General features: G+C 63.9%; 13 protein-coding genes. 9 read left to right on the top strand and 4 right to left on the bottom strand.

Annotated elements, in window-relative coordinates:
• Positions 1 to 10 precede the first annotated feature (10 nt).
• From recN to FJ979_RS02860, 5 genes are all read left to right on the top strand, one after another.
• A complete protein-coding gene (gene recN / locus FJ979_RS02880; RefSeq protein ID WP_140580004.1) occupies positions 11 to 1,684 on the top strand; it encodes a DNA repair protein RecN in 1,674 nt (557 codons plus the stop codon).
• A gap of 211 nt (positions 1,685 to 1,895) precedes the next feature.
• Positions 1,896 to 4,100, top strand: coding sequence for an NAD-dependent DNA ligase LigA (gene ligA, locus FJ979_RS02875; RefSeq protein WP_140521206.1), 2,205 nt, complete (start codon positions 1,896 to 1,898; stop codon positions 4,098 to 4,100).
• Positions 4,100 to 4,792, top strand: coding sequence for a TIGR02453 family protein (locus FJ979_RS02870; RefSeq protein WP_140580062.1), 693 nt, complete (start codon positions 4,100 to 4,102; stop codon positions 4,790 to 4,792). Before ligA ends, FJ979_RS02870 begins: the two co-directional genes overlap by 1 nt.
• A gap of 104 nt (positions 4,793 to 4,896) precedes the next feature.
• Positions 4,897 to 5,625, top strand: a complete 729-nt coding sequence (locus FJ979_RS02865) for an AzlC family ABC transporter permease (protein WP_140580003.1) — start codon at positions 4,897 to 4,899, stop codon at positions 5,623 to 5,625.
• Positions 5,622 to 5,918 carry an AzlD family protein gene (locus FJ979_RS02860; protein WP_140521204.1) on the top strand — a complete coding sequence of 99 codons (297 nt, stop codon included), beginning with the start codon at positions 5,622 to 5,624 and terminating at the stop codon, positions 5,916 to 5,918. Before FJ979_RS02865 ends, FJ979_RS02860 begins: the two co-directional genes overlap by 4 nt.
• A gap of 46 nt (positions 5,919 to 5,964) precedes the next feature.
• Here the strand turns inward: FJ979_RS02860 and FJ979_RS02855 are convergent, their stop codons facing one another.
• From FJ979_RS02855 to FJ979_RS02845, 3 genes are all read right to left on the bottom strand, one after another.
• Positions 5,965 to 7,809 carry an aminopeptidase P family protein gene (locus FJ979_RS02855; protein WP_140580002.1) on the bottom strand — a complete coding sequence of 615 codons (1,845 nt, stop codon included), beginning with the start codon at positions 7,807 to 7,809 and terminating at the stop codon, positions 5,965 to 5,967.
• Between the two features lie 86 nt (positions 7,810 to 7,895).
• Positions 7,896 to 8,768, bottom strand: coding sequence for a 50S ribosomal protein L11 methyltransferase (locus FJ979_RS02850; protein WP_140580001.1), 873 nt, complete (start codon positions 8,766 to 8,768; stop codon positions 7,896 to 7,898).
• Between the two features lie 9 nt (positions 8,769 to 8,777).
• A complete protein-coding gene (locus FJ979_RS02845) occupies positions 8,778 to 9,356 on the bottom strand; it encodes an SCO family protein (RefSeq protein ID WP_140495247.1) in 579 nt (192 codons plus the stop codon).
• A 220-nt stretch (positions 9,357 to 9,576) separates the two neighbouring features.
• Between FJ979_RS02845 and FJ979_RS02840 the strand changes: the two genes are divergently transcribed.
• The 3 genes from FJ979_RS02840 (at position 9,577) to FJ979_RS02830 (ending at position 11,581) form a co-directional block, all read left to right on the top strand.
• Positions 9,577 to 10,080: a CreA family protein gene (locus tag FJ979_RS02840; protein WP_140630936.1), complete on the top strand. Its 504-nt coding sequence runs from the start codon at positions 9,577 to 9,579 to the stop codon at positions 10,078 to 10,080.
• Between the two features lie 85 nt (positions 10,081 to 10,165).
• Positions 10,166 to 10,807: a DapH/DapD/GlmU-related protein gene (locus FJ979_RS02835; RefSeq protein ID WP_140580000.1), complete on the top strand. Its 642-nt coding sequence runs from the start codon at positions 10,166 to 10,168 to the stop codon at positions 10,805 to 10,807.
• A gap of 333 nt (positions 10,808 to 11,140) precedes the next feature.
• Entirely contained in the window at positions 11,141 to 11,581 is a 441-nt protein-coding gene (locus FJ979_RS02830; protein ID WP_181165307.1) for a low affinity iron permease family protein, read from the top strand.
• Positions 11,582 to 11,660: 79 nt separating this feature from the next.
• Here FJ979_RS02830 and FJ979_RS02825 read toward each other — a convergent pair whose 3' ends face one another.
• A complete protein-coding gene (locus FJ979_RS02825) occupies positions 11,661 to 12,527 on the bottom strand; it encodes an SDR family NAD(P)-dependent oxidoreductase (RefSeq protein WP_140557548.1) in 867 nt (288 codons plus the stop codon).
• Positions 12,528 to 12,686: 159 nt separating this feature from the next.
• Between FJ979_RS02825 and FJ979_RS02820 the strand changes: the two genes are divergently transcribed.
• A complete protein-coding gene (locus tag FJ979_RS02820; protein ID WP_140557550.1) occupies positions 12,687 to 12,968 on the top strand; it encodes a hypothetical protein in 282 nt (93 codons plus the stop codon).

Here is a 12,968-nt window from a genome sequence, read left to right as displayed (position 1 = left end):
AGGCGTAACGATGCTTTCTAGGCTGTCGATCCGCGATATCGTCCTGATCGAGAAGCTGGATATTGACTTCCAGCCCGGTCTCTCGGTGCTGACGGGCGAGACCGGCGCCGGAAAATCCATCCTGCTCGACGCCCTGTCGTTGGCGCTTGGCGCTCGCGGTGACGCTTCCCTGGTGCGCCACGGCGCGGCACAGGGCCAGGTGATTGCCGTGTTCGACGTGCCGCCCAACCATCCGGTGCGCGCGCTGCTCGCCGAGAACGCCATCGAGGACGACGGCGACATCATCCTGCGCCGCTTGCAGACGGCAGACGGCCGCACCCGCGTCTTCGTCAACGACCAGCCGTCCAGTGTGACGCTGATGCGCGAAGTCGGCCGCGCGCTGGTCGAGATCCACGGCCAGCACGACGAACGCGCCCTTGTCGATCCCGGCGCGCATCGCGACGTGCTCGACGCCTTCGGCGGCCATCTCGGCGCCGTCCGGTCGACGGGCGAGGCCTGGCGGCACTGGCGTGCCTGCGAGCAGGAGCTTTCGCGCCATCGTGCCAAGGTGGCGGCGGCGGCGCGCGAAGCGGACTACCTGCGCGCAGCGGTCACGGAGCTGACCAAGCTCGATCCGCAGCCGGGTGAGGAGACGGAGCTTGCCGACTTGCGCGCCCACATGATGCGGGCCGAGAAGATCGCCTCCGAAATCCACGACGCGCAGGACGTGCTTTCGGGTCCGTCCTCGCCCTTGCCGCAACTGGCCAGCCTGCTCAGGCGGTTGCAGCGCAAGGCCGGCGAGGCCCCCGGGCTGCTCGACGAAGTGGTCAAGTCGCTGGATGAGGCGATGCTGTCGCTCGACGCGGCGCAGTCGGGTGTCGAGGCGGCTTTGCGCGCCACCGAATATGATCCACAGCGGCTGGAAAAGGCGGAAGAGCGATTGTTTTCGCTGCGCGCGGCATCGCGCAAGCACAGCGTTGCCGTCGATGATTTGGCGCAATTGCGCGACACGATGGTTGCCGATCTTGCCGATCTCGATGCCGGCGAGGAGCGCCTTCATGGGCTGGAAAAGCAGGCGGCCGCAGCGCGCGAAGCCTATGACATCGCCGCCGCGCGGTTGTCCTCGCTTCGCCATGCCGCGGCGGTCGGCCTGACCAAGGCCGTGATGGCCGAACTGCCGGCGCTGAAGCTCGAACGCGCCGCCTTCATCGTCGAGATGAAGAGCGAGGCCGAGAGCCGCATGGAAGAGGGCATCGACCAGATCGAGTTCTGGGTGCGCACCAATCCCGGCACGCGACCCGGGCCGATGATGAAAGTTGCTTCCGGCGGCGAGCTTTCGCGCTTCCTGCTGGCGCTGAAGGTGGCGCTGGCCGACCGGGGCTCGGCGCCAACGCTGGTCTTCGATGAAATCGACACAGGGGTAGGCGGCGCCGTCGCGGATGCCATCGGCCAGCGGCTGGCAAGATTGTCCAGGCGCGTGCAGGTGCTCTCGGTCACCCATGCGCCGCAGGTGGCGGCCCGCGCGGCGACGCACTTCCTGATCTCCAAGTCCGGCAGCACCGACAAGGTCGCGACCGGCATCGCCGAAATGGACCGGGCGGCGCGCCAGGAAGAGATCGCGCGCATGCTGGCCGGCGCCACCATCACCGACGAAGCGCGCGCGGCCGCCGAGAGATTGCTGCGGGAGAATACGGCGGCTGCCTGAAAGCTCGTTTCCCGTGAAGGCGAGTCAGGATATGGCTGCATCCTGCTGTTCAGGAATGATTTTTTCGCAGGCCGGCTCCCTCCTGCCAAATCCTGATTTATAGTGGCGCCCAACCAAAGTGCGCCGCGCCTTGGTTATTGTTTTGCGCATGTCGTTGCCCCAAAATCGCACCGTATTTTGGGCGGCGTGCATTGGTCAGGGAAGCCGTGCGATGTCTGAAAGACCAGTCGATTCACTCAGTGAGAGCGAAGCCGAAGCGGAGCTGAAGCGCCTGGCGCAGGAGATCGCGGAGCACGACCGCCGCTACCATACCGAGGACGCGCCTGTTATCACCGACGCCGCCTATGATGCGCTGACCCGGCGCAACTTCGCCATCGAGCAGCGCTTTCCCGCCCTGGTGCGCGAGGATTCGCCATCGCGCAGGGTCGGTGCCGCGCCGGCGGAGGGCTTTGCCAAGGTGCGCCATGCGGTGCCTATGCTCAGCCTCGCCAAGGCCTATACCGACGAGGACGTCGCCGATTTCATCGAACGCGGCCGGCGTTTCTTCGACCGCGACAAGGATCTCGACATCGCTTTCACGGCCGAACCCAAGATCGACGGCCTGTCGGCGTCGCTGCGTTACGAGAACGGCGTGTTCGTGCAGGGCGCAACGCGCGGCGATGGCGCTGTCGGCGAGGACATCACCGCCAATCTGAGGACCATCGCCGATATTCCCGGCAGGCTGAAAGGCTCGGGCTGGCCCGAAATCATCGAGATACGCGGCGAGGTCTACATGACCTATGCCGAATTCGAGGCGCTGAAGCAGCGCTCAGCGGCCGCCGGCGGCCAGGACTATGTCAATCCGCGCAATACGGCGGCTGGGTCGCTGCGCCAGAAGGATCCATCGGTCACCGCCAGCCGGAACCTCAAATTCTTTGCCTATGCCTGGGGCTACACGACAGCCGACCCCGCTCCGACACAATACGATTCGGTGCAGAAATTCGCGGAATGGGGCTTCAAAGTCAGCCCGCTGATGGTGCGGGCGAGGTCGGTCGGCGAACTGATCGCGCATTATCACCGCATCGAGGAACAGCGTTCTTCCTTGGGCTACGACATCGACGGCGTCGTCTACAAGGTCGACCAGCTGGAGTTGCAGCGCCGGTGGGGCTTTGTCACCGGCGAACCGCGCTGGGCCATCGCGCACAAATTTCCGGCCGAACAAGCGATGACGACCGTGCAGAAGATCGACATCCAGGTCGGACGCACCGGCACGCTGGCGCCTGTGGCAAGGCTTGCGCCGGTGACCGTCGGCGGCGTCGTAGTCGAGAACGTCACGCTGCACAACGAAGACTATATCAAGGGTTTCGACAGCAACGGCCAGCCGATCCGCGACGGCATCGACGTGCGCATCGGCGACACCGTGGTGATCCAGCGGGCAGGGGATGTCATCCCGCAGATCGTCAGTGTCGTCGTCGACAAGCGTCCGCCGGATGCCGTACCTTACGAATTCCCACATACTTGCCCGATCTGCGGCTCGCCGGCGACGCGCGAAATCAACGAGAAGACCGGCAAGGAGGATTCCCGCAGGCGTTGCACGGGCGAACTGATCTGCCCCGCGCAAGCCGTGGAAGGGCTGCGCCACTTCGTGTCGCGCGGGGCCATGGATATCGAGGGACTAGGCGCGGAAAACATCGACCTGTTCTTCAATGCGGGCCTGGTCAAGACGGCCGCCGACATCTTCACGCTCAGGGATCGGCGTCCCGCCGTCACCAAGGCGCTGGCCGAGCGGCGCGAGGAGCAGGCGAGGCAGCGCGAGGCGGCGTCGGGCAAGACGCGCAAGAATGTGCGCAGCGTCGAGGACCGCAACTATGAAGGGTTGGACAAGCTCTTTGCGGCGATCGATTCGCGCCGCGAACCCGAGCTCGACCGCTTCATCTTTGCGCTTGGGATCCGCCATATCGGCGAAACGACGGCGGCCGTGCTTGCCCGGACGTTTTCGACAATCGAGGAACTGATCCGCGTCGGCAAGGAGACCGCGGCGGCTGACGATCCGCATAGTGTCTTCCCGTCGATCAACGGCATCGGCGATACGGTGATCAACGCGCTGGCCGATTTCTTCGGCAATGAGCGCAATGACGACGTGCTTGAGGCGTTGCTTAAACAGGTCAGGCCGAAGCCGTATGTCGTCACCGTCTCGGCCGACAGCGTGGTCGCGGGCAAGACCGTCGTGTTCACGGGCTCGCTGGAAAAGATGACGCGTTCCGAAGCCAAGGCGATGGCCGAACGGCTGGGCGCCAAGGTGGCGGGCTCGGTTTCGGCCAAGACCGATCTGGTGGTGGCGGGGCCCGGCGCGGGCTCGAAACTCAAGCTTGCCAGTGAACTCGGCATCGAGGTCATAGACGAGGACGCGTGGCTGCAGCGGATCGGCAAGGCATGATGTCAGGCGAATTCAAGGGGTTCGGCCAGAAGGCTATTCCGTTCCTGAAGGCGCTTGATTTCCACCAGAGCCGCGAGTGGTTCGTAGAGAATCGTGACCTGTTCGAACAGGAATTGCGCGATCCGCTGGGCGATCTGGTGGAGACGCTCACACGCCGTTTCGGCGAGGCCGGGCTCGGCCTCAAGGGCGACCGCAAGAAATCACTGTTCCGGATCAACCGGGACGTGCGCTTCGCCAAGGACAAGCGGCCTTACAACCGGCATCTGTCGGCGATCCTGTCGCCCGACGGCACCAAGATGGAGCAGGGCGTGTTCTATGTCCATGTCGGGCTGGAACGCTGCTTCGCCGACATTGCCTGGTGGCAGCCCGCCCCGGAACTGTTGCTCGCCATGCGCAAGGCCATCGCGGCAAGGCCGGACAGGTTCCGCGCCCTGGTGGCCGCCTTGAAGAAGAACGGTCTTGAGTTCGAGACGGAGGGCCGCATGAAGCGCACGCCGCGGGGCTTCGAGCATGTCGGTGATTCCGATCTGGCCGAGGCCATCCGCAACCGTCATTTCTACGTCCAGCATGTCATCGATCCGGCGGGGATCCACACGGCGGCGCTGGTCGACGAGCTGGTCGATTTCACCATGTGCGCCAAGCCGCTGCTCGACTGGGGCAGGGCCATAGAGGGCAAGGTGGCGCAGGGCTAGGATTGGTCCTGGCAATCATTTCCGCTGATTGTTGGGCTCAACCGAATTCGTGTGACAAGGCGGACCACGCTACCTAGATCAGGCCATTCTCCTGGGAGTTATCCATGGTGTCGGACGCAATCTCCGGGCACGGCGCAAAGAGCGATTTCTGGCAAGGCGTGCGGCTTTCCATGCCCGTCGTTGTGGCGTCGGCGCCGTTCGCGGTGCTGTTCGGGGCGCTGGCCGTCGACAATGGCTTCTCGGTGTTCGAAGCCTTCCTGATGAGTGCGCTAATCTTCGGCGGCGCCAGCCAGATGGTCGGCATCGAGCTGTTCGGCCAGCATGTCGCGCCGTGGCTAATCGTGCTGTCAATCTTCGCCGTCAATTTTCGCCATGTGCTCTATTCCGCCGGTATTGGCCGGCGCATAGCGCACTGGCCCGTGGTCAGCCAAGCGCTCGGCTTCTTCATCCTCACCGATCCGCAATTCGCCGTCGCCGAGGCGAGGGCGCAGTCCGGCGAGACGGTCGGCTTCGCCTGGTATCTCGGGCTCGGCCTGCCGGTCTATGTATTCTGGGTGATCGAAAGCGCGCTCGGCGCGGTGTTCGGCAAGCTCATCCCCGACACGCATGCGCTGGGCATCGATTTCCTGCTGCCGATCTATTTCCTTGGCCTGGTGATGGGCTTCCGCAAGCGGCCGTTGTGGCTGCCGGTGGTCGTCGCCAGTGCGTGCGCCTCGATCGTCCCCTACAAGACGGTAGGTTCACCCTGGCACGTCTCGATCGGCGCCATCGCCGGCGTGCTGCTGGCCGTCATCCTGCCGCCCCACCACTCAGGCGTGAAGGCACGGCCATGAGCACGACGTTCTGGATCATCATCGCCGGCGCGATCGCCACTTATCTTACGCGGATCGGCGGGCATCTGGTCATCTCGCGCTTCGACAATATCCATCCGCGCGTCGAGGCCGGCCTCAACGCGGTGCCGGCGGCGGTGCTGACGACATTGGTGGCGCCGGAACTGTTGAATGCCGGACCGGCGGAATGGGCGGCATTGGTTGTCACCGCCATGGTTTCGCTGCGCGGCGGGCTGATGGCGATGTTTTTGGCTGGTGCGGCGATGCTGATCCTGGCGCGGCAGTTCGTGGGGTAGAGTTCCGGGCGCGATCGTTCGAACGCTGTCGCCGCCTTAGACGCACTCAAATCTTAGCGCCATGCGGTAACGGCGCCGTTGCCTTTTGCAGCCAGGCCAGCGTCTCGCCGTCGAGCATCGGGCCGATCTCGGCCAGCACGCGGGCGTGGTAGGTGTCGAGCCAATGCAGCTCGTCGCGGGTCAACAAATCCGAGCGCACCAGCCTGACATCGATCGGCGCCAGGGTCAGCGTCTCGAAACCGTGCATGGCGATGTCGCCGCCGTCGATCTGCTCGGCCGGCGTCACCAGGATGAGGTTCTCGATGCGGATGCCGTAAGAACCTTCCTTGTAATAGCCCGGCTCGTTGGACAGCATCATGCCTTCGAGCAGCTTTTCGGTGCCCGTGCGGGCGATGCGTTGCGGGCCTTCGTGCACCGCCAGATAAGAGCCGACGCCATGGCCGGTGCCGTGGGCGAAGTCGCAGCCGTGCTTCCACAGCGCCATGCGGGCGACGGCGTCGATTTCCGAGCCGCGCGTGCCGGCGGGGAAACGCAGCGTGGAAATGCCGATCATGCCTTTCAGCACGAGCGTGAAGCGTTCGCGCATTTCCTCGGTCGGCTGGCCGATCGGCACGGTGCGGGTGATGTCGGTGGTGCCGTCCTGATATTGGGCGCCGGAATCGAGCAGGAACAGCTCGCCGGCCTGGAGCTTGCGGCTGGTGGCGCGTGAGACGCGGTAGTGCATGATGGCGCCATTCGGGCCGGCGCCCGAAATGGTGTCGAAGGAGACGTCGCGCAGCGGCATTTGCGTTTCCTCGCCGGTCTGCCGGCGCGTCTCTTCCAGCCGGGTGACGACCGCGATCTCGTCGAGCGAGCCGGGCTTCTGGCGGTCGAGCCAGCACAAAAGCTTCGCCACCGCCGCGCCATCGCGCCGATGCGCGGCGCGCGAGCCGTTGATCTCGGCCTGGTTCTTGGTGGCGCGCGGGATGCGGGCCGGGTCGGGAGCGGCAATCACCTCGCCGCCGTTGTCCTCGACCAGCATGCGCAGCCTGTAGGCGGCCAAAACGGGGTCTAGCGCGATTTTCGCGCCGCTCTTGGCCAGCGCCACGACCGCGGCCTCGAATTCACCGGGCTCATGGGGCTCGGCAAGCTGGGTGAGATACGCCGCAACCTGGCGCGAGAATTTTCGGCTGTCCATGAATAGCCGGTGCCGTCCGTCGGCAGCGAGGACAGCGAAGCCGAGCGCCAGCGGCGTGTGCGGTACGTCGCCGCCACGGATGTTGAAGGCCCAGGCAATCGAGGAGGGATCCGTCAGCACCGCATGGGTGGCGCCCTCCTTGCCGATCGCCGCCGCCAGCCGCGCCAGCTTGTCCTTGGCGAGCTCGCCGGCAAAACCGATGGGATGGAGTTCGATGGGAGCGACCGGTGGTTCCGGCTGATCCTTCCAGATTATGTCGATCGGGTTCGTCTCGAGCGGCACCAGCACAGCGCCGGTCTTTTCGGCCGAGGCCCGCAGCGCCTTGACCTCGCCGATCGTGTGCAGCCAGGGGTCGAAGCCGAGCCGCGCGCCCTTGCCGAGGTTATCCTTGAGCCAATTTGCAGGCGGATTGTCGACCAGGCTCTCGATCGAGAAGATACTGAGATCAACCTCGCCGCGCACCTGCAGCGTGTAGCGTCCGTCGACGAAGATGAAGGCGCGGTCGCGCAGGATGATGGCAACGCCGGCGGAGCCGCTGAAGCCGGTCAGCCATTTCAGCCGCGCCGAGCGGTCGGCGACATATTCGCCCTGATGCTCGTCGGCGCGGGGAACGACAAATCCATCCAGGCCGTTTTCCGCCAGCCATTGGCGCAGCAGCGCCACGCGCGGTCTGCCGACGGCCGGATTGCCAGCGGAATCAAAGGTCTGGAACATGGTGGCGTCTCCCTCGATAGTGCCCGACCGTAGCGCATGGAGCTGGAAACCGGAATCGATTTTCAGCAGGGCCAGACGGGGCTGCGTCACCGTTTGAGATGGATCGTCACCCAGCCTTCGCGGTGCAGCGTTCTGACATGGCGAAAACTCTGGCCGACATAGGCGGAGATCACCGCGTCGCGCTGCCGGTCGAGAATGCCTGACAGCACCAGCGAGCCGCCGAGGCTGATGTGTCGCGCCATTTCCGGAGCAAGCCGCATCAGCGGCCGCGCCAATATGTTGGCGATGATCAGGCCGAAAGGCGCACGCCTGGCAAAGATCGGATGGTGGAATCCGGGCGCGGTCACCGTCTCCACCAGCGCCTTTACGTGGTTGAGCCGTGCATTGGCGGCGGCAACGCTTACCGCCACCGGATCGATGTCGGTCGCAAGCACGGGAATATGGAAGAGCTTGGCCACAGCGATGGCCAGCACCGCGCTGCCGGTGCCGAGATCGAGCGCGTTGCGCGGCCGCTCGCGCCGCGTCACCTTTTCCAGCATTTCCAGGCATCCGGCGGTGGTGCCGTGGTGGCCGGTGCCGAAGGCCAGCCCCGCTTCGATCTCGATGGCAAGCTCGCCACTGTGGCGTTTGCGGCGATCATGCGCGCCATGCACGAAGAAACGGCCGGCACGCACCGGTTTCAGCCCTTCCAGCGAGCGCGCCACCCAGTCGATATCGGGCAAGGTCTCGCGCTCGACCGGCCTGGACAGGGCTAGCCCTGCCAGAATGTCCTTCACCCGCGCCTCGACCGCATCCACATCGCCGTCGGCATAGAGAGAGACTTCATGAATGTCCGCGTCCTCATCGACCTCCAGCACGGCTATCGGCAAGCCTTCGTCCTCAAAGGCGGCATCGAGGGCGGCGAAAATTCTGGTGGATTCGATCTTGCCGGCGGTGAAATGGAGCCGCGTCTGGGTCATGGATTCGCATCAGCCCTTGGCCGCGAGGCGTTTGAGCTTTTCCACCGCGGTGTCGGCGCTTTCGCCATAGGCGATCGTGCCGGCGAAATCGCCCTTGCCGTTGAGCAGCAGCACCGAGGCGGTATGGTCCATCGTGTAGTCGCCGTCGCCGGTGTCGACCTTCTTCCAGTAGATGCCGAAGGACTTCGCCATGGCGTGGACTTTGTCCGGGTCGCCCGATATGCCGGTGATGCGGTCAGAGAAATTGCTGACATAGGCGTTCATGACCGCGGGGGTGTCGCGCTCCGGATCGACCGAGACGAAATAGGCATGCAGGTTCTTGCCATCGTCACCAAGCGTCTTCAGCCAGCCGGACAGTTCGAACAGCGTGGTCGGGCAGACCTCTGGGCAATGGGTGAAGCCGAAGAAGACGACGCTGGGGTGGCCCCGGAAGGCGGCTTCGGTGATCGGCGCGCCTTTCTGGTCGACCAGCGTAAAGGCGGCACCGAAAGGCTCGCCGCCATAGTGGCCGCGATACCAGTCGAAGGTCAGCCAGCCTATGCCGGCCGCCATCAGGACGAGAATGCCGACCAGTATTGAGCGCATCATCAGTAGGATTCCGTCTTGTAATTTCATCGGCATGCCGGCCATGGCCAGGCAGCCCTTGGTTCGGCGAACAGTCTTAGCGGTTCGACCGGGTACACGCAAAGGTGCCGCGTTGACGCAACCGGCCGTGACCTATCCCGGCGTTTTGATCGGGACCGGCGGCTTGCAATGCAATGTCCTTCGCCCCACCTGAGACCGGCAAACTCGAACCTCGGAGGCTATCTTGCAACGACTGATTGGGCGAAATCTGATCGGCGGCGCTCTGGCCGCGTGCCTTGTCCTTGGCGCCGGTGCCGCAGTCGCCGATGAAGTCGGCAAGGTCGGCGTCGACTGGCTCGGCAACGACATCATCGTCGAAGCGATCAAGGACCCGAAGGTGGACGGCGTCACCTGCCACGTGTCCTATTTCGACCGCGGCATCATCGACCGCCTGCACAAGGGCAACTGGTTCGAGGATCCTTCCGATTCCTCGATTTCGTGCCGCCAGACCGGTCCGATCACCATCGGCGACATCGACATGAGCGAAGGCGGCGAGGAGGTGTTCAAGCAAGGCATCAGCCTGATCTGGAAGAAGCAGGTGGTGAACCGCATCTACGACAAGGCCAACGAGACGCTGATCTACCTCTCGCATTCGCGCCAGGTGCAGAACGGCTCGGCCAAAATGTCGGTCACCACCGTGCCACTCTACGGCCAGAACGTGGTGTGGACCAAGGGCAAACCGAAATAGATGGATCCGTTTTTCCGTGCAATTGACCCGACCGACAATTGCTCCCGACTTGCGGGAGCTATTGCCCTGACGTAAAGCCGCCCGTATGGACCGTTCCGAAAATCTCGTGCTGAAAGATCCTGAGCCGCGTATCCATCCGACGGCGGAGCTGAAAGCATGCAAGCTCGGCCGCTACGCCTCGATCGGCGAGCGGGTGGTGCTGCGCGAAGTGAGCGTCGGCGATTTTTCCTATTTCGACCGGCACGCCGAGGCGATCTACACGAACATCGGCAAATTCTGCTCGATTGCCGCCAACAGCCGCATCAATGCGCTGGATCATCCGATCGAGCGGCTGACCCAGCACAAGGTCAGCTACCGGCCCAACGAATATTTCCGCTGGCTGGGCGTCGATGCCGCATTCCGCGAACGGCGCCAGGCGAAGGCCGTGAGCATCGGCCATGACGTGTGGATCGGCCACGGCGCCGTCATCATGCCCGGCCTCACCATCGGCAATGGCGCCGTCATCGGTGCCAATGCCGTCGTCACGCATGACGTGCCGCCCTATACGATCGTCGCCGGGGTGCCGGCCAAGCCGCTTCGGCCGCGCTTCGCAGCCGATATCGCGGCGCGGATCGAGGCTCTCGCCTGGTGGGACTGGCCGGTCGAAAAGCTCGCCAGCGCCGTTCCCGACATGCAGGCCATGACCATCGAGACCTTCCTGGACCGCTGGGAAAATCACGCCGCGTGAGTGACGCCGGCGCGGCTGAAGAGCACGCGCATTTGCGCCAAAGGCGCGCTTCAGGGAACCACTGTGCGAGCGCTCCGGACTGAACCCCTTCCGTCATGCGGGGGTGGCGCAACGGAAGGGGCTGGAGGTAAACCGCTGTGAAGCGGAAGGAACAGGCCTGTTTTGCCTGCACCGTTACTGTGACACCAAACCGATAAAGTGTGTTGTCCTTCCGATTCCCTTGATGCGTGCATTCGATTGCGGCGGTTGTATTTCTTTCCGATGGGAACCCGATATGGCCGCCGGTTGTTCCTTCCGGCGTACCGCACGGCGCGGCGCTGTTTGAGGGACCCCATGATCGAGAAGCTCTTCACCAAAATCGCCAACCGGGTAGCCCACCTTGCGGGGCTGTCGCCGACATTCGCACTCTGCTGCCTGATCGTCATCATCTGGGCAGTAAGCGGCCCACTCTTCGCCTTCTCGGACACTTGGCAACTGGTGATCAACACCGGGACGACGATCATCACCTTCCTGATGGTGTTTCTCATCCAAAACACCCAGAATCGAGACGGCGCGGCAATCCAGGCCAAACTGGACGAGTTGATCCGGGTCAGCGAAGCCAAGAACACCTTCATCGGTATCGAGCATCTGACCGAAGCCGAGGTCCAGGAGATCCGTGCCAAATGCGAGCGGGCAGCGAAGCGGCATGACGAGAAAATCGCGGCCGTAGCTGCCAAGAAAGCCGTGGCGTCAAAGAGCAAACCGAAAAAGCAGGTGGCTCGAAGCACCGGCTGAAACCGGTTAACCCCCAAGGGTTCCGTCGTTGCTCGAATGCGACCCGATCCGAACACCGGCTCTCATTTTTCGGACATGCTCATTGCTTCATGAATGCCGCGAAGGCATCCTTGTGGTCGGGGTGCCAGCGCGACAGAGCAGGGCGGTTTTCGATGATGTCGCCGATCGCCCAGGCCATGCGTTTCTCATCCAGCGGACGCGTCACCTCGTTGTCAGGGCACAGGATGTAGAAGTCGCGCTTTGTCAGGGATTCCAGCATGAAATCAATGACCTGTTCGCCGGTCCAGGCGTCGGCCGGCTTCTCGGTCGCACCCTCGGTCAGGCCGGTATAGGTGAAGCCCGGGATCAGCAGATGCGCCGACAGATGGGCACCCGGTTCGTTGCGCAGGGCATGCGCCAGTCCCTCGGTAAAGGTCTTCACGCCGGCCTTGGAGACGTTGTAGGCAAGGTTTCCAGGCGGCGTGGTGATGCCTTGCTTGGAGCCGGTGTTGACGATCAGGCCCGGCTGGCGGGCCGCCAGCATGCGGGGCACGAAGGCTTCGACGCCATGCACGACACCCCAGAAATTGATGTCCAGCAGCTGCTTCCAAGCGTCGCGGTTCTCCCACGGCTTACCCGGGTTGTTGCCGACACCAGCATTGTTCATCAGCAGCGACACATTGCCGAAGGCGCCAAAGGCTCTTTCGGCGAGACGATCCACGTCTTGTGCCTTCGAAACATCGGCGGCGACGGCCAGCACGGCATCGTCGCCGGCGATCGCGGACACAATACGGGCCGCATCCTCAAGACGCGGGCCGGCGACATCGGCAAGCACGATCTTCATGCCCATGAGAGCCAGCCGCTTCGCGGCGGCAAGACCAATGCCGCTGGCAGCGCCGGTAATGACTGCGGCATTGCCCGAACCAAGCGCGGGCAAAGCGGTCTGGAGTTCTGCGTCGGTCAGCATGGGCGGCGGATTCCTTCTTGCGATGGCGCCGAACTTAGCGCCGGAGCGGGCTGGCGCAAGCCTCCACGCGCCTGGCTGCGCTTCAGCAGCCGGCATGGGCCGGGTTGACCGGTCCAGCCGAGACTGCGCATGGTGCCTCGCAAAAAGGAGATTTCCCGATTGACGGACTGGATCGAAATCCTGAAGCAGCAGACCACCATCGGCGATCAGATGAACCGCGAAGTGCCGCAGATGCTGGCAAACCCCGAGATCAACGAAGCACAGGTGAAGACGCTGTTTTCCGCCTTGGAAAAACAGGCGGATTTCGTCGAGAAGCTGCGCATGGCGCTGGAAAAGTTCGGCCATGACTTTGCGGTCATCAAGGCGGCGGAACGGCTGGAAGAGCGCTACGCCGATCTTGCCGCGTCGGTGGCCGAGAAGCTGAAAGCGATGCGCGAATAG

Origin of the sequence: Mesorhizobium sp. B1-1-6 (assembly GCF_006443035.1) — a bacterium.
Classification (GTDB): domain Bacteria; phylum Pseudomonadota; class Alphaproteobacteria; order Rhizobiales; family Rhizobiaceae; genus Mesorhizobium.
This window is presented reverse-complemented; position numbering and strand designations above follow the sequence as displayed.

Excerpts from the sequence above, each read along its gene's own strand:
- recN (WP_140580004.1), top strand. The coding sequence starts at position 11 with ATGCTTTCTAGGCTGTCGATCCGCGATATCGTCCTGATCGAGAAGCTG.
- ligA (WP_140521206.1), top strand. The coding sequence starts at position 1,896 with ATGTCTGAAAGACCAGTCGATTCACTCAGTGAGAGCGAAGCCGAAGCG.
- FJ979_RS02870 (WP_140580062.1), top strand. The coding sequence starts at position 4,100 with ATGTCAGGCGAATTCAAGGGGTTCGGCCAGAAGGCTATTCCGTTCCTG.
- FJ979_RS02865 (WP_140580003.1), top strand. The coding sequence starts at position 4,897 with ATGGTGTCGGACGCAATCTCCGGGCACGGCGCAAAGAGCGATTTCTGG.
- FJ979_RS02860 (WP_140521204.1), top strand. The coding sequence starts at position 5,622 with ATGAGCACGACGTTCTGGATCATCATCGCCGGCGCGATCGCCACTTAT.
- FJ979_RS02855 (WP_140580002.1), bottom strand. The coding sequence starts at position 7,809 with ATGTTCCAGACCTTTGATTCCGCTGGCAATCCGGCCGTCGGCAGACCG.
- FJ979_RS02850 (WP_140580001.1), bottom strand. The coding sequence starts at position 8,768 with ATGACCCAGACGCGGCTCCATTTCACCGCCGGCAAGATCGAATCCACC.
- FJ979_RS02845 (WP_140495247.1), bottom strand. The coding sequence starts at position 9,356 with ATGATGCGCTCAATACTGGTCGGCATTCTCGTCCTGATGGCGGCCGGC.
- FJ979_RS02835 (WP_140580000.1), top strand. The coding sequence starts at position 10,166 with ATGGACCGTTCCGAAAATCTCGTGCTGAAAGATCCTGAGCCGCGTATC.
- FJ979_RS02830 (WP_181165307.1), top strand. The coding sequence starts at position 11,141 with ATGATCGAGAAGCTCTTCACCAAAATCGCCAACCGGGTAGCCCACCTT.
- FJ979_RS02825 (WP_140557548.1), bottom strand. The coding sequence starts at position 12,527 with ATGCTGACCGACGCAGAACTCCAGACCGCTTTGCCCGCGCTTGGTTCG.